Source organism: Streptomyces sp. NPDC048442 (assembly GCF_040651475.1).
In the GTDB taxonomy this organism is placed as follows: Bacteria; Actinomycetota; Actinomycetes; order Streptomycetales; family Streptomycetaceae; genus Streptomyces.
The window spans coordinates 303331-322606 of sequence record NZ_JBEZKB010000008.1; the positions used below are offsets into that span (position 1 = coordinate 303331).

Consider the following 19276-nt stretch of genomic DNA (forward strand, 5'->3'; position numbering starts at 1 on the left):
GCCGCCCCGTCGCCCTCATTCACCCTTCGCTTTTCACTTTTCACTTTTCAAAGAACGAGGAGTGCCAGTGCCGCAGGAGAGCTCTGCCCAAAACCAGAACGCAGTCGAGGAGTTCGACCGCGAGGAGTTCGACTACGACGTCATCGTCGTCGGCTCCGGCTTCGGCGGTGCCGTCTCCGCGCTCCGGCTCACGGAGAAGGGATACCGCGTCGGCGTCCTGGAGGCCGGGCGCCGCTTCACCCGCGACACCCTGCCCAAGAACTCCTGGGACCTGAAGAATTACCTGTGGGCTCCCGCGCTGGGCCTGTTCGGGATCCAGCGCGTGCACCTGCTGGGAAATGTCATGGTCCTGGCAGGGGCGGGTGTCGGCGGCGGTTCGCTGAACTACGCCAACACCCTCTACGTACCTCCCGCTCCTTTCTTCGAGGACCAGCAGTGGGCGGGCATCACCGACTGGCAGGACGAACTCGCTCCGTACTACGACCAGGCCAAGCGGATGCTGGGCGTGCGCATCAACCCGACCATGACCCCGTCCGACGTCCACCTGAAGTCGACCGCCGAGGCGATGGGAGTGGGCGACACCTTCCATCTCGCCCCGGTGGGCGTCTTCTACGGCGACGGACGGGACGCCGGTGGCGACTGTGCTTCTCCTTCTCCAACGGCCGGTCCTGGCCGGGAAGTTCCCGACCCGTACTTCGGAGGCAAAGGCCCTGCTCGCAAGGGGTGCACCGAGTGCGGCGAGTGCATGACGGGCTGCCGCCACGGCGCGAAGAACACCCTCAACGAGAACTACCTCCACCTCGCCGAACAGGCCGGTGCCGTCATCCACCCCATGACGTCCGTCCTCGGCTTCTCCGACCACCCCGACGGCGGCTACCGCGTGGCCACCGCACCCACCGACGCGCGCCGCAAGGGGACCCGCAAGGTACTTCGCGCCCGCCAGGTAGTGGTCGCGGCGGGCACGTACGGCACCCAGACCCTCCTGCACACCATGAAGGACGGCGGCCACCTGCCGCGCATCTCCGCGAAGCTCGGCGAGCTCACCCGTACCAACTCCGAGGCCCTGGTGGGCTCCCAGACCACCGACCGCCGCTACCGCCGGAAGCACGGCGCGCAGCCCGGTATCTCCGACGGATCCAGGAAGGTCGACTTCACGCGCGGCGTCGCCATCACCTCCTCGATCCACCCGGACGCCAACACTCATATCGAGCCGGTCCGTTACGGCAAGGGCTCCAACGCGATGGGCGCGATGTCGATCCTCCAGGTGCCGTACGCGGAGAAGTTCCCGCGCGCACTGGGCTGGGCCGTCAACGTGGTCAGGCACCCCACGCTCGCCGCCCGCTCCCTCTCCAACCACCGCTGGTCGGAGAAGACCATCATCGGCCTCGTCATGCAGTCCCTCGACAACTCCCTGACCACGTACCGCAAGCCGGGCGGCATCGGGAAGGGCCTGCTGACCGCCCGCCAGGGCCACGGCGCCCCCAATCCCAAGCAGATCCCCGAGGCCAGCCGTGCCGCGTCCCTCCTGGCGGAGGAGATCAACGGCTTCGCGGGCAGCAACGTCGGTGAACTGATGGGCACCCCGCTCACCGCGCACTTCCTGGGCGGCTGCCCGATCGGCGCGACGGCCGACGACGGCGTCATCGACCCCTACCACCGCCTCTACGGGCACCCGGGCATCTCGGTCGTCGACGGCTCGGCGGTCTCCGCGAACCTCGGTGTGAACCCCTCGCTCACCATCACCGCGCAGGCCGAGCGCGCGATGTCGCTGTGGCCCAACAAGGGCGAGCAGGACCCGCGTCCCGCCCAGGGTGCGGCGTACGTACGCCTGGCACCGGTCGAGCCGAAGTCCCCGGCCGTACCGGCGGAGGCATTCGGCGCACTGCGGCTGCCACTCCCGCTGCTGGAGATTCCGGCGGTCCCGCCGAAGAAGGTTGAGCCGAAGAAGGTTTAGGAGTCCGGGCGCACAGAAGGTGTGCCCCGGACATACAGAAGGTGTGGAGGGGGAAATCCCTGCCGACCGGCTCCGGGCGTCCCCGGAGCCGACCGCCTGGGGCGACCGGTCCGGCTGTCCCCTGCCGTCCGGTCGCACACGCTGGAGCGAGGTCCCACGACGTACCGGCTTCAAGCCCGTACGTCACACGCCCCAGCCGGGGCCACGCGTGGCACCGGGACCAACGAAGGTGCCTTCTCTCCGGTCACGCGCCGTACGAGTGACCGGAGGAACGCACGCGCCCCCCGGCGGCAGGCAGACCAGGGGGCGGGAGGTGGCCCGGGGGAGCCGTCCGGCCTCAGACGCGGCCGCGGCACAGCTCCAGGAGCGTCATCGCGAGGGACGTGCCGGGCTTGCCGAGCGCGTCCCTGTAGCGGCCGAGGACGTCCATCTCGCGGGACAGGTTGACCCGTCGGCCGCCCGAGGTGATCCGGGCCTCCTGGATGACCGCCGATACGGCCATCCGTTCCTGGACGAGACCGATGATGCGGTCGTCGAGGGCGTCGATGCGCTCACGGGCGCCGGTGATGAGGGCGGCGGCGTCCTCCGTGCGGGCGCCGGTGACGTCGGTGGTGGAGGCGGTGGTGGGCGCGGTGCTCATGTCCGTACTCCTGGGGTGAGGGAGCGCCCGTACGGCCACCAGGTCCGGAAACGACAGAACGCCCCGGGCCTGTCGGCCCGGGGCGCCTGGGAAGTCGCTTGTCAGTTGCTACAAGCAGCACGACCGTGGCAGCCGGACGGGCCGGGTGCCATAGGTAAAGACGAAGGTCGTGTGCATGCGCATGGGAGGCATTATGGCCCCACCCGCACACAAGGGGCCAACGCGGGCCCGGATGATGAGACGAGAGGGGTCCGGTGGGCGGCCCGGACAGTGGTACAGCAGGGGGAATCGGTCGCTCCCGGTAGAATCGACACTCCCGACCCCCTTTCACCGCCGGAAGGCCGCCCGTGCCCGCAGCGCCCCCCGCCGCCCCCGACGTCGTCCTCGTCGTCGACTTCGGCGCGCAGTACGCCCAGCTCATCGCCCGCCGTGTCCGCGAGGCCCGGATCTACAGCGAGATCGTCCCGAGCACCATGCCGGTGTCCGAGATGCTCGCGAAGAACCCGAAGGCGATCATCCTCTCCGGCGGTCCGTCCTCGGTGTACGCCGAAGACGCCCCGTCCATCGACCGCGCCCTCTTTGAGGCCGGGGTCCCGGTCTTCGGCATGTGCTACGGCTTCCAGATCATGGCCACCACGCTCGGCGGAACCGTCGACGACAACGGTGCCCGCGAGTACGGCCGTACTCCGCTGAAGGTCTCCAAGTCCGGCTCCACCCTCTTTGAGGGCACGCCGGACGAGCAGTCGGTGTGGATGTCGCACGGCGACGCCTGCTCCGCCGCCCCCGAGGGCTTCACCGTCACCGCGTCCACGGACGTCGTGCCGGTCGCCGCCTTCGAGAACGACGAGAAGAAGCTGTACGGCGTCCAGTACCACCCGGAGGTGCTGCACTCCACGCACGGCCAGCAGGTCCTGGAGCACTTCCTGTACCGCGGCGCCGGTATCGAGCCGACCTGGACGACGCACAACGTCGTCGAGGAGCAGATCGCCCTGATCCGCGAGCAGGTCGGCGACAAGCGCGCCATCTGCGGCCTGTCCGGCGGCGTGGACTCCGCGGTTGCCGCGGCCCTCGTCCAGAAGGCCATCGGTGACCAGCTGACCTGCGTGTACGTCGACCACGGTCTGATGCGCAAGGGCGAGACCCAGCAGGTCGAGAAGGACTTCGTCGCGGCCACGGGCGTGCAGCTCAAGGTCGTCGACGCGGAGAAGCGCTTCCTCGACGCGCTCGCGGGCGTCTCCGACCCGGAGACCAAGCGGAAGATCATCGGCCGCGAGTTCATCCGCGTCTTCGAGCAGGCGCAGCTGGAGATCCTCCAGGAGGAGGGCCCCGCGGTCGCCTTCCTGGTCCAGGGCACCCTGTACCCGGACGTCGTCGAGTCCGGCGGCGGCACCGGCACCGCCAACATCAAGTCCCACCACAACGTGGGCGGGCTCCCCGACGACATCGAGTTCGAGCTCGTCGAGCCGCTGCGCCAGCTGTTCAAGGACGAGGTCCGGATGGTCGGCCAGGAGCTGGGTCTCCCGGAGGAGATCGTCCAGCGCCAGCCGTTCCCCGGCCCCGGCCTCGGCATCCGCATCGTCGGTGACGTGACCAAGGAGCGCCTGGACCTGCTGCGCGAGGCCGACGCCATCGCCCGCGAGGAGCTGACGGCGGCCGGTCTCGACCGCGAGATCTGGCAGTGTCCGGTCGTGCTGCTCGCCGATGTGCGCTCGGTGGGCGTGCAGGGCGACGGCCGCACCTACGGCCACCCGATCGTGCTGCGCCCCGTCTCGTCCGAGGACGCCATGACGGCGGACTGGACGCGCATGCCGTACGAGGTGCTGGCGAAGATCTCGACGCGGATCACCAACGAGGTGGCGGACGTCAACCGGGTCGTGCTCGACGTCACGAGCAAGCCCCCGGGGACGATCGAGTGGGAGTAGTCCCCACGCGCTGAACCGTGCCGACGCCGCCGTCGCCTCTATGAGGTGGCGGCGGCGTCGCTGTGTACGGAGGCGCAGGGCCGCCGTGTATGGAGGCGCGGGCCGCCGTGCTCGAAATGGCGGGCCGCCGTGCACGCACCCCCTGGTTTCCGGCCGTACCAGGAGGTAGCTTCCGCCCCATGACCGCCGAGATACCCGCGCCCCCGCCCGTACCCCTGGACCGGCTCGACTTCGCGATGCCGCCCGTCCACGACGACCCGGCCGACGAACGCCGGTACCGCAAGGAGCGGTTGGCGGGAGCGCTGCGGGTGTTCGCCTCGTACGGGTACGAGGAGGGCGTCTCCGGGCACATCACGGCACGCGACCCCGAGTACGCCGACTGCTACTGGGTGAACCCCTTCGGGCTCGCCTTCGCCGACGTCACCGTGAGCGATCTGATCCTCGTGAACGGGGACGGCCAGGTCGTGCAGGGGAGCCGGCACGTCAACCAGGCCGCCTTCACCGTGCACGCCCAGGTGCACAAGGCGCGCCCCGACGTCGTCGCCGTCGCGCACACCCACTCCGTGCACGGGAGGGCCTTCGCCGCCCTCGGGGAACTCCTCGACCCGATCACCCAGGAGTCCTGCGCCTTCTACGAGTCGCACGCGCTCTACGACGCGTACACGGGCGTCGCCGTCGACCCGACCGAGGGCCGCTGGATCGCCGGGGCGCTCGGCAGCAACAAAGCGGTCGTACTGCGCAACCACGGACTGCTGACGGTCGGGGACTCGGTGGACGCGGCAGCCTGGTGGTTCCACACGCTGGAGCGCTCCTGCCAGGTGCAGCTGGCGGCGCGGGCGGCCGGGAAGCCGGTGCTGATCGGCCACAAGGAGGCCGTCGAGACGCGCGACCAGATCGGCAGCGACCTCGTCGCGTGGATCAACTACCAGTCGATGTGGCGCCGGATCAGCCGGGTGGAACCCGAGCTTCTGGGGTGAGGGTGCAGGTCGGTACGGTTCGGGAGTGAAGATCGCCGAGGTGCGTGCGGTGTGGCGGGCAGGGTGGCGGCGCGGGCCGGTGCCGGTGACGCTCGGTCTCCTCGTGGGCGCGATCGGCCTGTACACGGCGCTGTGGTGGTCGAACGACCTCAAATGGGAGCGCTGGTACGCCGACGCCGAGGTGTGCGACGAGAGCTCCGGTTCGGCGAGGGCGATCGGGTCCTGTATCGAGCGGGTCGATGCCGTGGTCACGGCGAAGAGTGACGAGGGCGGGGTCAGGCTGGACGTGCGTGATCCCGAGTTCCCCGACGACGTCTACGAGCCGGTGCGCTTCAAGGACGACGGACCCGTGTCCAGTGCCGTCTCGGTGGGAGACACCGTGCGCCTCCAGAGCTGGATCGGTGACGTCCAGCACGTCGAGGCGCGGGGGAAGCACCAGGACACGGCGGACACGGTGAAGCACGGCGCCCTGCGGTGGGTGCTCGGCGGCGTACTGGTCGCCCTGTGCGGCGCACTGCTCGTGTGGCGCGGCATCCGGTCGGCGTCAAGGCGCTGACCCGCAAGGCGTTGACCCCGCGGCGTCAAGGCGCTGACCCGGCCGTCACCCCACCCCACCTCCCCATGGGCCGCGCCTGCCCCTCCGTACGGCACAATTTCCTTTCAACACATGTGCGTTCACACGTTGATAGTGAGATGTACGGGGAAAGGGCGGCAACTGCCGTGGCAGTGCAAGAGGCAAGACAGAGCACGCACGGCAGCGGGCACGGCGGGGGTTGTGTCTGCGGCGACTGCCCGAACGGCGCCCGTGAGGGCCACCGGCGCGCGGTGGCCGCCTTCCTGGCCAAGCGCGACGAACTGGCGACGGGGGAGGGGCTGCCCTCCGCCGTCGCGCACTCCGCGGGAGCGTCCCGGCAGTGGGTGTCCGACGAACTGACCCAGTCCGCACGGGACGTCGCGGAGCGCTCCCGCGAGGCGGGTGAGGTCTGGCTGCGACTGCTGTGGCGCCGGACGTTGTTCGTGGTGTGGGGGGCCGTGGTGGTCCTCGCACTGGTCGAGGCGTTCACCGCCATCGGCGCGGGGTGGACCGTCGCCCGTACCGCCGGACTTGTCGCCGCGCTCGTCACCGCCACATTGCTGACGGGAGCCGCCAGGGCGCACCGGGCGCGCGGCGGGCTGCTCGCCCCGCTGATCGGCGAGGACAACCGGCTCTCCACCTCGCGCGCCGTCGCCGCGTCCTGGGTGCTGCTCACGGTCTTCGCGGTGCTGGTGCTCGCCGTGCAGCTGGCCGGCGCGTCGAACCCGGCCGACCGTGACGCCCTGATCGCGGGGCTCGAACTGGCTCGGGGCGCCGGTGTGCTGACCGTCCTCGCGCTGACCTGCGCGATCGCCGTGATCGTACGGCGGGTGGTGGGCGTGCGTGTGCTGAAGCAGACCCTCCAGAAGGTACGGGCCGACCGGCCGCGCGTCGCCGACCTGCTGACCGACGACTCGGGGCGGGGGAACTTCGGCGACGTCCAGTACGTTCTCGTTTCGACCGTGGCAGTCGTCTTCTCCGCCGTACGACTCGCCAGGCGGCCCGAGCAGCTGCCGGACCTGCCGTGGGGGCTCGCCCTCCTCGTGGTGGTGTCGGCGGCCACGTACTTCGCCGGGAAGTACGCGGAGGGCGGGCGTCCGGTCGTGCTGTCCGTGGTCCGTGCCAGGGAGGCGGGCGACCTCGACGGCCCCGTCCGCACGGGCGACGACATCGAGATCCGGGGCGCCGGCTTCGTACCGCCCGGGGCACAGACCCCGGACCGGCTGGCCCGCATGGTGGTACGGATCGGGACGGTCCATGTGCACGTCCCGCTGGTGCCGGTGCCCGGCGGTTTCGCCAATCCGACCGACAGCGCACTGACCGTGCCGGTCCCCGTCGAGGTGGAGCCGGGCCGGGTCGAGGTACAGGTGGTGACGGCGGCGGGCGTGGAGACGAACTGCTGCCTGATCGACGTCACCGACTGACCGACCGCGCACCACCACACCGACCGCGCACCACCACACCGCCGCGGCCGCTGCTGAGCCCCACCCGCCCGTCGAACGTATGGTCAAGTGACGGGACGTGAGGCGTGAGGGAAGGCGGGGCCGGCGATGGCATACGGGTACGGGACGGGCGGCACACGCGCGTACGGGACGAACGAACCGCGGGGCTGGAAGCACAGCGCGAGCCGCTTCGCGCTGCTGCCCCTGCGGCTCTTCCTCGGTATCACCTTCATCTACGCGGGCCTCGACAAGCTCACCGACAGCGCGTTCCTCGCCGCGAGCGGTGACGGCTCGATCGGCGCCCTGATGACGTCGGTGCGCGACAGCTCCGCCGTGCCCTGGCTCGTCGACCTGGCACTGAAGGCCCCCGAAGGCTTCGGCCACGCCATCGCGATCGGGGAACTCCTCGTCGGCATCGGCACGCTGCTCGGCCTCTTCGCCCGCGTCGCCGCCGTCGGCGGGGCGCTGATCTCGCTCAGCCTCTGGCTCACCGTCAGCTGGCAGACCACGCCGTACTACTACGGCAACGACCTCGCCTATCTGATGGCGTGGCTGCCGTTGGTGCTGGCCGGGGCGTCGGTGTTCTCCCTGGACGCGATGCGGGCCTTGCGGCGCCGCCGGATGCCGTAGCCGATCCAGCCGGCGACCGCCGACACGAAGAGGCCGCCGAAGATCACCGGGAGCAGGGTCCACCACGGGGTGTCCCAGGTGCCGCTCGCGTCGGCGGCGTACAGCACGGTCGCGGTCAGGAAGGTGAGGCCCAGGACCGCGCGTCCGGGCAGGAAGTCATGACGCAGCACGTTCCACCGCCACCTGTCCGACGCCGACTTCGAGGTGCAGGGAGACCGTGCCCGCGGGATTCCCGCCGGACGGCGGGTAGAGGGTGCGGACCTGCTGCTGATCGGTGCGGATGTCGATGTCCTCCGGGCTCTGTCCGGGCAGCTCGATGTCGCCCACCCCCACCTCCATGTCGACCTGCACGGTCACGTTCTTGGGGACGACGACGCGCAGGGTGCCCGCACCGACCTCGACCCTGGTAGTCACGGTGCTGCCCTTCGGCACGACCACTTTGCTGAGGTCGAGGTGGCCCTCGCCGGCGCCGAGCTCGTACATGGGCTGGACGGCCTCGACCGTCGCCGGACGCCAGTCGCTACGGACCCAGTCGGTGGTGATGTCCTTGGGGATGGCCGAAGCGGCCGTCAGCAGACCGGCCGTGAGCAGGCCCAGGAAGATCGTGCCCGCGCCCACCCGGCCGAGGAACGACGCGAGCACCAGGCCCACCCCGAACACCGCGAGCGCACACGCCAGACCGGTCGCCAGGCTGGTGCCCAGGGGCCCCGCGTGCCAGGTAGCGGCCGTGCCCACCGCACCGGCGAGCAGCGCGGCGAAGAAGGTCAGGCCGCCGAAGGAGCGGGGACGCGGGTCACGGCGCACCCCGTACCCGTTCCTCTTTGAGGGGCGGACGTCGACGGCCTCCGCGGACGGCCCCCAGAGGTAGCCGTGCGGGACGGGCCCGGTCGTGCCGTCCTTGACGATCGGGTCGCGCCACCAGGACGGGGCGCCGGGAATCGGCGGCGCCTTGGTCTCCGGGGGTGCCGCCACGTCCGCGACCTGGGTCGCCCCCGGCTCCTCCGAGAAGGCAGCGGTGGCCCGGCGCTGCCGGGACCACATGGCGCTGGCGCCGACGACCAGGATGAGCATGACGGAGAAGCCGAAGACGCCGCCGTTGTGCAGCATCGACAGGAACATGCCGCAGCCGACCAGAGCGAGCAGCACCGCGATCAGGGCCGGGCCGTCGACCCGGCCGGTCAGCAGCCGCTTCGCCTCGTTCTCCTCGTCGCCCTCCTGCGGTACGAGCAGCCAGGCGAAGCCGTACGCGATCAGTCCGATGCCGCCGGTCACGGCGGTCACCGCGAGCACGACTCGGAAGATCACCGGGTCGACGTCGAAGTACTGGCCGAGGCCGCCGCAGACACCGCCGACCGTCTTGTGACGGCGGCTGCGGCGCAGCTGGGGCTTCGGCCCGTCGGCCGGATCCGCGGGACCCGCCGGGCCCGGGGCCGCGGTGGCCACCGGTTCGTCGTGGACTGTCATACGACCCATGGTGACCGGCATCCGTCGCCCGCGGCACCTGGGGCGACCCTGGCTGATCCCTGATTTCCGCAGGCCCCACCCTGCGGTTTCCCTCAGGGGATTCTGGGGTTTTCCCCCATGTGCCGGGCCCTGCGACCGTGTGACCATCAAGGCATGTCGTCCACCGCCCCGAGCCGCCGAGCGGCCCGCCCACCCGCCGCCGAGCAGGACTCGGCGGCCCCGCCCCCGCGCAAGCTCTACCGCAGCGCGGACGGGCGGATGCTCGGCGGGGTCGCCCGAGGTCTGGCCGGGCACCTGGGGCTGCCGGTCGCCTGGGTGCGGATCGCGTTCTTCGCCCTGTTCCTGATGCAGGGGCTGGGCGCGCTGGTTTACGCGGTGTTCTGGTTCTTCGTGCCGCTGGGGGTCGGAGGGGTGGGCGCCGAGCCGCGCAGCGCCTTCGAGACCCTCCCCGACGGGCGGCGCAGGCTGCGGGTCCCGGACAAGGGGCAGATCGCCGCACTGGTCGCTCTGTGCATCGGCGCCGCGATCTTCGTCAGCAGCGTGGACACGGCCGGCTCCGGTCGGTACGTGTGGCCGCTGCTGCTGACCGGTGCCGGTGTCGTACTGGTGTGGCGGCAGGCCGACAACGCCCGCCGCGCGCACTGGACGGAGGGCGGCAGCCGCCGCCGGATGCTCCAGGTGCTGCGCGGTCTCGCGGGCGTCGCCCTGGTCGGGGTCGGCCTCACGGTCTTCCTGGTCGTGCGCGGCTCGGCCGCCCAGCTCGGCAACGTACTGACGGCCGCGCTCGCCGTGATCGCGGGCATCGGGCTGCTGGCCGGCCCATATCTCGTCCGTATGACGCAGGACCTGTCCGAGGAGCGCCTGATGCGCATCCGCGCCCAGGAGCGGGCCGAGGTCGCCGCCCACGTCCACGACTCCGTACTGCACACCCTGACGCTGATCCAGCGCAACGCGGACGACGGCTCGGAGGTACGGCGGCTGGCCCGCGCCCAGGAGCGGGAGCTGCGCAACTGGCTGTACAAGCCGGAGGGCACCGGCAAGGACGAGGACGAGGAACCCACCACTCTCGCGGAAGCGGTGAAGCGCGCGGCCGCCGAGGTGGAGGACAAGCACGGAGTGCCTCTTGAGGTGGTGGTGGTCGGCGACTGCCCGCTGGACGACAAGCTCTCGGCACAGATGCAGGCAGCACGCGAGGCAATGGTGAATGCCGCCAAGTACGGTGGCGAGGGCGGGGCGGTACAGGTCTTCGCGGAGGTCGAGGGCCGCACGGTCTTCGTGTCCGTGCGGGACAGGGGACCCGGCTTTGACCTCGACGCGATTCCGGACGACCGGATGGGCGTACGAGAATCGATCATCGGCCGGATGGAACGGCACGGCGGCACGGCACGGCTGCGTTCCGCGCCCGACGGGGGCACGGAAGTCGAGCTTGAGACGGAGAGGGCGGCGGACGCATGACCGAGCAGAGCGCACAGACGGAGCAGGGACAGGCCAGGCACGTACGGGTGGTGCTGGTCGACGACCACCGGATGTTCCGCACCGGGGTGCAGGCCGAGATCGGCCAGACCGCGGCGACCGGCGTCGAGGTGGTCGGCGAGGCCGCCGACGTCGACCAGGCCGTCACCGTGATCACGGCGACCCGGCCCGAGGTGGTCCTCCTCGACGTGCACCTGCCGGGCGGCGGCGGGGTCGAAGTGCTGCGCAGGTGTGCGCCGTTGATGTCGGACGCCGAGCGGCCGGTGCGGTTCCTGGCGCTGTCGGTCTCCGACGCGGCGGAGGACGTCATCGGCGTCATCCGGGGCGGTGCGCGGGGTTACGTCACCAAGACGATCACCGGCGCCGACCTGGTGAGTTCGGTGTTCCGGGTGCAGGACGGGGACGCGGTGTTCTCGCCGCGGCTGGCCGGGTTCGTCCTGGACGCGTTCGCGTCGACGGATGCGCCGCCGGCCGACGAGGACATGGACCGGCTCACCCAGCGGGAGCGTGAGGTGCTGCGTCTGATCGCGCGCGGCTATGCGTACAAGGAGATCGCGAAGCAGCTGTTCATCTCCGTGAAGACGGTCGAGTCGCACGTCTCGGCGGTTCTGCGCAAGCTCCAGCTGTCCAACCGGCACGAGCTGACCCGCTGGGCGACCGCCCGGCGGCTGGTCTGACCTGCTGGGCGATCGCCCGGCGGCTGGTCTGACCTGCGGCTTCACCGGGCGTTCAGGTGCGGCAGGGGTGTGAGTCAGGTGACAGACACGTGAAAGCGGGCAACCGCGGCGGCGATCAGGCCATCTAGTACCCACGTGATGAGTCTGACGGGGACCCCCTTCTTCGTGACCGCGATAGCCCTGCTCGTGGTCGCGGTCGTCCTGCCGCTGGCCCTGTGGAGCCGGGTGCGCGGACCCGCAGCCGTGCGCGGCTTCGTACGGCTGCTGATGCTGGGGTTCGCGCAGGTCACCGCCATCATGGTGGTCTTCGTCGGGGTGAACAACGCCAACGGGCTCTACGACACCTGGGAGGACCTGCTCGGGACGACGGACCGGGCGGGGACGGCCACGGACCTCGGCCCCGACGGTACGGGCGGTCAGAAGCTGTCCGAGCAGCCGAAGGAAGTCGCGAAGTTCAAGCCGGTCGACGACGCCAGGATGGGGCCGGGCGTCCAGGTCACCGAGCTCAAGGGCCGGATCTCCGGGGCCGAGGGCGAGGTGTACGTGTGGCTGCCGCCGCAGTACGACGACCCGGCGTACGAGGACAAGAAGTTCCCGGTGGTCCAGCTGCTGCCCGGCTACCCCGGATCCGCGAAGGCCTGGTTCGGCACCCTTGAGGTGAACAAGCAGCTGGGGCCCCTGATGAAGCAGGGCAAGGTCAAGCCGTTCATCCTGGTCTCGCCGCGCACCACCCTGCTCGGCGACCAGACCGACACCGGCTGCGCCAACATCCCCGGCAAGGTCAACGCGGACAGTTGGCTGAGCGTCGACGTGCGGAAGATGGTCTTCGACACCTTCCGCGCCTCGGACAAGGCCGCGGACTGGGCCGTCGGCGGTTACTCGGCGGGCGCGCACTGCGCCGCCAAGCTCGCCGTCGCCCACCCGGACCGCTACCGCGCGGGCGTCAGCCTCTCCGGCTTCAACGACCCGAGTGGCGAGCCCGCCGCCCTCACCGCCGCGACCCCCGAACTGCGGCACGCCAACAACCCGTACGTGATGCTGAAGGCGGCGACCAAGGGCGGGAAGCCGCCGCGCACCGCCCTGTTCATGTCGGGTGCGGCGGGCGACGGCTTCGAGGCGGGGAACGCCATGAAGGGGGTGGCGAAGGCGCCGACGACGGTGCGGGTCATGAAGCTGACCGGGCCCCACGGCACCAGCGTGTGGAAGCAGCAGGTGCCGGAGGTCTTCCGGTGGCTGTCGGACCAGCTGGGCAAGTAGCGACGCTCCGGTTCGGCAAGTAGCGGCTCCGGTCCTCAGTACCGTCGGCCGTGGCTGCGCCCGCCGCGCAGTCGGTTCAGGAGCTGCTTGGCCTGTGAGCGCCGGCGCGGGTCGGCGGCCTCGCGGCGGCCTCGGGCGATGGTGCGGCGGCCCTGCGGGCTGCGCGCGTAACTCTTGATTTTGTTGATGATGCCCGGCATGACTGTGCCTCCCTCTATGAGGCCGTGGCGGCCACGGCCTCATAGAGGCGGTTACCCCGCGAAGCGCGCCCGACCCTGTCGATCACGCAGGCCGTGTCGCCCCCGTCAGCGGCATCTCGTCGATCGGTGCGATCCGCACCGGGGCGCCGGGCCGCGGGGCGTGGATCATCTTGCCTTCGCCGATGTACAGCCCGACGTGGGTGATGCCGGAGTAGAAGAACAGCAGATCTCCCGGCGCGAGTTGGGAACGCGAGACACGCTCTCCCGCGTTGATCTGGGTGTAGGTGGTGCGCGGGAGCGCCACCCCGGCAGAGCGCCAGGCGGCCTGGGTCAGGCCCGAGCAGTCGAAGGAGGCGGGGCCCGTGGCACCCCAGACATAGGGCTTTCCCAGAGCGGAGTACGCGAAAGAAACGGCCTGCGAGGCACGGGCGTTGGGTGCCCGGACGCTGCCGCGCGGCATCTCGGTGCGATCCCCGCGACTGGCACGGTCGCCGCCGCCACCCGCCTCGCCGTGCCCATCCTGGGCGGCGTACCGGGCGCGGTCGTCGGCGGTGAGCCGGGAGAGCAGTTGCTCGGCGCCGGAGATCTTCTCCTGGATCTTCGCCTTCTGCTTCTTCAACTCGCCCTTCTGCTCGGCGAGTTCGGTGAACCTCTGGTCGGCGCTGCCGCGCAGTCGGGCGATCTCGGCGACCTGCCGCTGTGCGCCCTGCACCTTGGCGGCCTGCCGGTCGCCCGCCCGCCCGGCGATCGAGGCCCGCTCCAGGTACTGGTCGGGGTCCGAGGTCAGAACGACCTGCAGTGCGGGCTCGATGCCCCCGGTGCGGTACTGGGACGCGGCCAGCGAGCCGAGCGAGCCGCGTGCGGCGTTGAGCCGCTCCGTCCTGCGTGCCGCCTCGTCCCGCAGCTGGTTGAGCGACTTCTTCGTCCGCTCGGCCTTCTCCTGCACGCCGTTGTACGTCTCGGTGGCGACCTCGGCTTCGTGGTACAGCTTGTCGATCTTCGACTTGATCTGTGCCGGAGTGAGCGTCGGCTCCGCCTGCGCGGTGCCCTCCAGCACGGTGGCGCCCGCGGCCCCTGCCAGTGCGAGGGTGAACGCGGTGGTACGGGCGGTACGAGCGGTGCTGCCGGTGAGTGAGCGCTGCTTGGGCTTCCGGTGCGCTGCCACGAGGGCGTTCACGTCCTTCCACGGTTCCGTCCGGCCGGGTGGGGGAGGGGAGTCGGCCGTCTGGGGAGGGACGCTAAACCTGGACGTCACGGCACAGCCTTCGAATGAGCGCTAATGGCAGGAAGACGTCGATTACTGGTCGCCGATGATCGACAGTAAGGATGCGGAGGTACCAATTCCGCGCCCACTGTGACCGATGGGGCGGAACGGTCCGCCCTGCCACCGTCCCCCTGCTAACGCCTGGCTAGGCTCCGCCCCATGGACGTACTGATCAATGTTTTCGTAGGACTGCACATCATCGGCATCGCCTCGCTCCTCGGCGGCTTCCTGACCCAGATGAAGGCGATGGGCGCGGGCACCGCCCGCTTCACGCCCCCGATGCTGCACGGTGCGCTGACCATGCTGGTCACCGGCATCGCCCTGGTCGGCCTCAACCAGGCCCAGGACCACTCCCTCAACAACGTCAAGCTCGGCATCAAGCTGGCGATCCTGGTGGTGATCCTGGGCCTCGTCTACGTCAAGCGCGATGACGAGAAGGTGGAGAAGGCCCTGTTCGGCGCGGTCGGCGGGCTGACGGTCGTCAACATCTTCGTCGCCGTCCTCTGGACCTGAGTCCCGGCGGGGCCGGTCAGGCCGGCCGTACGCTCCCGTAGATCGGCATGTAGTAGATCGACTCCTCGCGCACCTTCGCGTTCGGCTTCGGCGCGTGGATCATCATCCCGTTGCCCTTGTAGATGCCGACGTGGCTGATGTCGTCGTAGAAGAACACCAGGTCACCTGGCTTGAGGTCCTTCGTCGCGATCGGGGTGCCGACCTTCACCTGGTCCCAGGTGGTCCGCGGCAGGGTCACCCCGGCGGCCCGCCAGGCGGCCTGGGTCAGCCCCGAGCAGTCATACGAGGAGGGGCCGGTCGCACCCCAGATGTACGGCTTGCCGATCTGGGCGCGGGCGAAGTCCAGCACCTTCGCGGCCTTGGTGGAGTACGAGCTTCCGGAGCCGGAGCCGGAGCCGGAGCCGGAGCCGTTGCCGGACCCCGAGCCAGTGTCCGTACCCGTACCCGTACCCGTACCCGAGCCCGTACCCGTGCCTGACCCCGATCCGGATCCGGACCCCTGCCCGGGTGTCTTCTCCTTTGCCTTCTCCCGCTCCTTCTCCCTGGCCGACTCTTTCGCCGCCTCCGCCTGCTGCCGCGCCAGCTCGTCCGCCTTGTGCTTGGCCTCCGCCTCGCGCTTGCGCTCCAGCTCCGCGAGCTTGGCCTTCTCCTCGGTGGTCAGCCGCGACAGCAGCCCGCGCGCCTGCCCGAGCTTGTCCTGCACCTCCTGCTTGGACTCCCGCAGCGAGGCCTGCGAGGTGGTCAGCCGCTCCAGCCCCCGGGTCGCCACGGCCCGGTGCTTCGCGGCGGCCTGCTGCTGTGCGCCGTAGTCGGCGACGAGCTTCTTCTGCCGGTCGGTGGCCCGCGCCATCAGCCGTCTGGAATCGAAATACGACTGAGGGTCGTGCGCCAGGAGCAGCGCGGCCGTGGGACCGACCGATCCGCTGCGGTACTGGGTGGCGGCGAAGGTGCCGAGCGAGCGCCTGGCCTCGTTGAGATCGTCGGTGCGCTGCGCGACGTCGTCGAGGAGCGCACCGACCTTCTCCTTCTGCTGCCGGGTGGCTTCCTTGGCCGCGTTGTACTTCTGGGTCGCCGTCCCGGCCTGCCGGTAGAGGTCGTCGACCTTCTTCTGCACCTCTTCGACCGACGGCTTGGGCGAGGCGGGCGTGGCCTGTGCGGACTGGGCGACCAGACCGACGGTGACCAGGGCGGCGGTGGTGACGCCGACCCCGGGAGCGGTGGAACGTATCAGCGACGTGGCGCGGGTACGCGGTTTGCGATGCGATGCCAAAGCAGGCATTCCTTCCGTGGACCGCCTACCGGGTTAGCTGTCGGGTTCGGGCTCATGGAAGGCGCGCCCTACGGCCCGCGTATGTGGGGGTACGGGCCGATTCACCCCGGTGATGCGTGTGGGTCCCCGGTTCCGAACCACCCTGCGGGCGGCGCGAATTCGGCGTGAGGGGACCGTTCCGGCGCGGTTCGCCGAGGGGGGTACGGGCCGCTCGCGCAGCACCGTAGCCAATCCCTGTGACGGGTGGGAAGCCTGATGTTCGATATGCCCGATACATTTTCGTGACCTTCGGGGCGTGACCCTCGGGACGTGATCTTCGGAAGGGGTGTGAGTGCGGGGTCACGGACGGTGTGGCGGAATCCGGGGCCCGCTGTCAGTGGGGCCGCCTAGACTCGGTAGGCGATGAGCAGCCTCTTTGACGACAGCTTCCTGGCCGGCCTCCAGCACAAGGACGACGCGGCCCCGCCTCCCCCGGAGGACACCGATGACGGTGCCCCTGAGGAGGAGGTTCCGCACGACCTCTTCCAGGGCGCGTTCGACGGTCCGCCGCCGCCCCGCGACGCGTACTACCGGGACGGCGCCCCCCGCCCGGTGGTCGACCCGGCCGCTCTGCTCGACGGGCTGAACGACAACCAGCGCGCCGCCGTCGTGCATGCCGGATCACCGCTGCTCATCGTGGCCGGAGCCGGTTCCGGCAAGACCCGCGTGCTCACCCACCGCATCGCGCACCTGCTCGCGGCCCGCGGTGTGCACCCCGGCCAGATCCTCGCGATCACCTTTACGAACAAGGCCGCGGGCGAGATGAAGGAGCGCGTCGAAGAGCTGGTGGGGCCGCGCGCCAATGCGATGTGGGTGTCCACCTTCCACAGCGCGTGCGTCCGCATCCTGCGCCGCGAGTCCAAGAAGCTCGGCTTCACGAGCTCCTTCTCGATCTACGACGCCGCCGACTCCAAGCGTCTGATGGCCCTGGTCTGCCGTGACCTCGACATCGACCCGAAGAAGTTCCCGCCGAAGTCCTTCAGCGCCAAGGTCTCCAACCTCAAGAACGAGCTGATAGACGAGGAAGCCTTCGCGGGCCAGGCCGCCGACGGTTTCGAGAAGACCCTCGCCCAGGCGTACGCGATGTACCAGTCCCGCCTCCGCGAGGCGAACGCACTGGACTTTGACGACATCATCATGACCACGGTGCACCTGCTGCAGGCGTTCCCCGACGTCGCCGAGCACTACCGGATGCGTTTCCGGCACGTCATGGTCGACGAGTACCAGGACACCAACCACGCCCAGTACACGCTCGTACGGGAGCTGGTCGGCCCGTCCGGCGAGGACAAGGCCCCCGGCGAGCTGTGCGTCGTCGGTGACGCCGACCAGTCGATCTACGCCTTCCGCGGTGCGACGATCCGCAACATCCTCCAGTTCGAGGAGGACTACCCGGACGCGAAGACGATCCTGCTGGAGCAGAACTACCGCTCCACCCAGACGATCCTCACCGCCGCCAACGCCGTCATCGAGCGCAACGAGAACCGCCGCGCGAAGAACCTCTGGACCGACGCCGGTGCCGGATCCCTGATCACCGGGTACGTCGCGGACACCGAGCACGACGAGGCCCAGTTCATCGCCGAGGAGATCGACCGCCTCACCGACGCGGGCGACGCCAAGGCCGGCGACGTCGCCGTCTTCTACCGTACGAACGCACAGTCCCGCGTCTTCGAAGAGATCTTCATCCGGGTCGGCCTGCCGTACAAGGTCGTCGGCGGCGTCCGCTTCTACGAGCGCAAGGAGGTCCGGGACATCCTGGCCTACCTGCGCGTGCTGTCGAACCCCGAGGACACCGTCCCGCTGCGCCGCATCCTCAATGTGCCCAAGCGCGGCATCGGCGAGCGCGCCGAAGCCATGATCGACGCACTGTCGCTGCGCGAGCGGATCAGCTTCCCGCAGGCCCTGCGCCGCGTCGACGAGGCGTACGGAATGGCCGCCCGCTCGGCCAACGCCGTCAAGCGGTTCAACACGCTGATGGAGGAGCTCCGTACGATCGTGGAGTCCGGGGCAGGACCGGCCACCGTCCTCGAAGCCGTACTGGAGCGGACCGGATATCTCGCCGAGCTGCAGGCGTCCACCGACCCGCAGGACGAGACACGCATCGAGAACCTTCAGGAACTCGCCGCCGTGGCCCTGGAGTTCGAGCAGGAGCGCCAGGAGAACGACGAGGAGGAGACCCCCGCCACCCTCTCCGACTTCCTGGAGAAGGTCGCGCTCGTCGCCGACTCCGACCAGATCCCCGACGAGGACGAGGACGGCTCCGGAGTCATCACCCTCATGACGCTGCACACCGCCAAGGGCCTCGAATTCCCGGTCGTCTTCCTGACCGGCATGGAGGACGGCGTCTTCCCGCACATGCGCTCGCTGGGCAACGTCAAGGAGCTGGAGGAGGAGCGGCGCCTGGCGTACGTCGGCATCACCCGCGCCCGCGAGCGCCTGTACCTCACCCGCTCGACCATGCGCAGCGCCTGGGGCCAGCCCTCGTACAACCCGGCCTCCCGCTTCCTGGAGGAGATCCCGGACACCCATCTGGAGTGGAAGCGCACCGGCGCGCAGATCCCGGCGGGCCCGGTCTCCGGCTCCAAGGCGGGCTCGGTGGCATCCTCGCTGTCGTCTTCGCTGTCCAACTCCCGTTCCCGCGGCGGCCCTTCGGGCTTCGCCACCCGGCGTGCGTCGGACAAGCCGGTGATCAACCTCGTGGTCGGGGACCGTGTCACGCACGACCAGTTCGGCCTCGGCACGGTGATGACGGTGACCGGATCCGGCTCGGACGCGCAGGCCACGATCGACTTCGGCGGCGAGCGCCCGAAGAAGCTGCTGCTGCGGTACGCGCCGGTCGAGAAGCTGTAGCTCCGCTTCCGTACGGGAGAGGGCCCGCACCGGATGTCCGGACGCTGTTGGCGAATGTGGGCCCTGTGTTTCGCCCCACCGGATTTATCCGGTGGGGCGAAGTGCTGCCAGAGGGCTGGTTCGGGTGCGGGCC

General features: G+C 70.2%; 17 protein-coding genes and 1 riboswitch. Of the genes, 11 read left to right on the forward strand and 6 right to left on the reverse strand.

What is annotated here, in order from left to right; all coding sequences use genetic code 11:
• Positions 1-67: 67 nt before the first annotated feature.
• Complete coding sequence (locus tag AB0D18_RS15765) at positions 68-1954, forward strand: GMC family oxidoreductase (RefSeq protein ID WP_362417500.1); 1887 nt, start codon at positions 68-70, stop codon at positions 1952-1954.
• Between the two features lie 337 nt (positions 1955-2291).
• On the opposite strand, the gene AB0D18_RS15770 is transcribed toward AB0D18_RS15765, so the two are convergent.
• On the reverse strand, positions 2292-2594 hold the full coding sequence (locus AB0D18_RS15770) for a chorismate mutase (protein WP_362417503.1): 303 nt from the start codon (positions 2592-2594) through the stop codon (positions 2292-2294).
• Positions 2595-2941: 347 nt separating this feature from the next.
• On the opposite strand from AB0D18_RS15770, the gene guaA reads away from it, so the two are divergent.
• The 5 genes from guaA (at position 2942) to AB0D18_RS15795 (ending at position 8139) form a co-directional block, all read left to right on the forward strand.
• Positions 2942-4516: a glutamine-hydrolyzing GMP synthase gene (gene guaA, locus AB0D18_RS15775; protein WP_362417506.1), complete on the forward strand. Its 1575-nt coding sequence runs from the start codon at positions 2942-2944 to the stop codon at positions 4514-4516.
• Between the two features lie 179 nt (positions 4517-4695).
• Positions 4696-5493, forward strand: a complete 798-nt coding sequence (locus AB0D18_RS15780; RefSeq protein WP_362417509.1) for a class II aldolase/adducin family protein — start codon at positions 4696-4698, stop codon at positions 5491-5493.
• A gap of 25 nt (positions 5494-5518) precedes the next feature.
• Positions 5519-6049: a hypothetical protein gene (locus tag AB0D18_RS15785; protein ID WP_362417511.1), complete on the forward strand. Its 531-nt coding sequence runs from the start codon at positions 5519-5521 to the stop codon at positions 6047-6049.
• Positions 6050-6213: 164 nt separating this feature from the next.
• Positions 6214-7491 carry a hypothetical protein gene (locus AB0D18_RS15790; RefSeq protein WP_362417514.1) on the forward strand — a complete coding sequence of 426 codons (1278 nt, stop codon included), beginning with the start codon at positions 6214-6216 and terminating at the stop codon, positions 7489-7491.
• Between the two features lie 126 nt (positions 7492-7617).
• Positions 7618-8139 carry a DoxX family protein gene (locus AB0D18_RS15795; RefSeq protein ID WP_362417517.1) on the forward strand — a complete coding sequence of 174 codons (522 nt, stop codon included), beginning with the start codon at positions 7618-7620 and terminating at the stop codon, positions 8137-8139.
• On the opposite strand, the gene AB0D18_RS15800 is transcribed toward AB0D18_RS15795, so the two are convergent.
• Positions 8046-8309, reverse strand: coding sequence for a hypothetical protein (locus tag AB0D18_RS15800; protein ID WP_362417520.1), 264 nt, complete (start codon positions 8307-8309; stop codon positions 8046-8048). The genes AB0D18_RS15795 and AB0D18_RS15800 overlap by 94 nt on opposite strands.
• Positions 8296-9603 carry a PspC domain-containing protein gene (locus AB0D18_RS15805; RefSeq protein ID WP_362417523.1) on the reverse strand — a complete coding sequence of 436 codons (1308 nt, stop codon included), beginning with the start codon at positions 9601-9603 and terminating at the stop codon, positions 8296-8298. Before AB0D18_RS15805 ends, AB0D18_RS15800 begins: the two co-directional genes overlap by 14 nt.
• A gap of 153 nt (positions 9604-9756) precedes the next feature.
• Between AB0D18_RS15805 and AB0D18_RS15810 the strand changes: the two genes are divergently transcribed.
• The 3 genes from AB0D18_RS15810 (at position 9757) to AB0D18_RS15820 (ending at position 13010) form a co-directional block, all read left to right on the forward strand.
• Entirely contained in the window at positions 9757-11058 is a 1302-nt protein-coding gene (locus tag AB0D18_RS15810; protein ID WP_362417526.1) for a PspC domain-containing protein, read from the forward strand.
• Positions 11055-11753, forward strand: a complete 699-nt coding sequence (locus AB0D18_RS15815; protein ID WP_362417529.1) for a response regulator transcription factor — start codon at positions 11055-11057, stop codon at positions 11751-11753. Before AB0D18_RS15810 ends, AB0D18_RS15815 begins: the two co-directional genes overlap by 4 nt.
• Positions 11754-11891: 138 nt before the next feature.
• Positions 11892-13010 (forward strand): alpha/beta hydrolase-fold protein, encoded by a 1119-nt coding sequence (locus AB0D18_RS15820; protein ID WP_362417532.1) that lies wholly within the window; start codon positions 11892-11894, stop codon positions 13008-13010.
• 35 nt (positions 13011-13045) lie between these two features.
• On the opposite strand, the gene AB0D18_RS15825 is transcribed toward AB0D18_RS15820, so the two are convergent.
• Positions 13046-13210 carry a hypothetical protein gene (locus AB0D18_RS15825; protein ID WP_362417535.1) on the reverse strand — a complete coding sequence of 55 codons (165 nt, stop codon included), beginning with the start codon at positions 13208-13210 and terminating at the stop codon, positions 13046-13048.
• An 82-nt stretch (positions 13211-13292) separates the two neighbouring features.
• The gene (locus tag AB0D18_RS15830; RefSeq protein WP_362417597.1) at positions 13293-14375 is read right to left on the reverse strand and encodes an NlpC/P60 family protein; all 1083 of its coding nucleotides are present in this window, start codon (positions 14373-14375) and stop codon (positions 13293-13295) included.
• Positions 14376-14633: 258 nt separating this feature from the next.
• Here AB0D18_RS15830 and AB0D18_RS15835 point away from each other — a divergent pair, with 258 nt between their 5' ends.
• A complete protein-coding gene (locus AB0D18_RS15835) occupies positions 14634-14987 on the forward strand; it encodes a hypothetical protein (RefSeq protein WP_362417538.1) in 354 nt (117 codons plus the stop codon).
• A gap of 16 nt (positions 14988-15003) precedes the next feature.
• On the opposite strand, the gene AB0D18_RS15840 is transcribed toward AB0D18_RS15835, so the two are convergent.
• Positions 15004-16266: an NlpC/P60 family protein gene (locus AB0D18_RS15840; protein ID WP_362417541.1), complete on the reverse strand. Its 1263-nt coding sequence runs from the start codon at positions 16264-16266 to the stop codon at positions 15004-15006.
• A riboswitch (cyclic di-AMP (ydaO/yuaA leader) is annotated at positions 16264-16432 on the reverse strand. (Overlaps the previous gene by 3 nt.)
• A gap of 227 nt (positions 16433-16659) precedes the next feature.
• Here AB0D18_RS15840 and pcrA point away from each other — a divergent pair.
• Positions 16660-19143 carry a DNA helicase PcrA gene (gene pcrA, locus AB0D18_RS15845; RefSeq protein WP_362417543.1) on the forward strand — a complete coding sequence of 828 codons (2484 nt, stop codon included), beginning with the start codon at positions 16660-16662 and terminating at the stop codon, positions 19141-19143.
• The last annotated feature ends 133 nt before the right edge of the window (positions 19144-19276 follow it).